The sequence below is a fragment of the Paenibacillus sp. GbtcB18 genome, from assembly GCF_019091125.1.
Classification (GTDB): Bacteria; Bacillota; Bacilli; order Paenibacillales; family NBRC-103111; genus Paenibacillus_F; species Paenibacillus_F chitinolyticus.
Map to the genome: position 1 here is coordinate 1 of NZ_JAGXJX010000100.1, position 581 is coordinate 581.

Genomic DNA, 581 nt, shown 5'->3' on the forward strand with positions numbered 1-581 from the left:
AATTTAGCAAATAAAGTTAAATACGTAACTAAAGATGTCCACTTTAATGTAGATAATATAACCAAGCAGGTACAAAAGATTAGTGCAGGGACTCTACAATCAGAAAAGAGTGTTACTGAAAGTTACTCATGTATAGAACAAGCAGTTCATGAATTCAATGGTATTGGTGAAGCGGCCCAGAGACTTGATACACAGGCAAAAACTATAGTAGAGCAACTACAAGGACAAAAATAACCACGCATATTCCTGAATATTAAGATTCGAATCTGTAAATCTATAAATTTTTATATGAGTAAAAACTATATATAAGAAACACATTTTGAATTTACATATCTCATATTATTGTTAAAACGAGGTATTTGTTCTCTTGTCGAAAAAGAATCACTATTATAATATGTGATTCTTTTTTAATATTATATTTGTGGGTGATTTTAAAAATTGAAAAATATTTTGTTGATTGATAAAATCTATATATTTTTAGGATATGTTAAAGCCTCGTGCTATATATTTTAAAAATCAATTTGTTTTTATAGTTCGATATTTTATAAATATGAAAAAATGATTAAGTTAAAAATTAAGAA

1 pseudogene is annotated in these 581 nt (G+C 25.8%); it reads left to right on the forward strand.

From position 1 onward, the window contains the following. A pseudogene (locus KVT34_RS29695) lies at nucleotides 1–234 on the forward strand (methyl-accepting chemotaxis protein); the annotation flags it as partial. Nucleotides 235–581 lie beyond the last annotated feature (347 nt).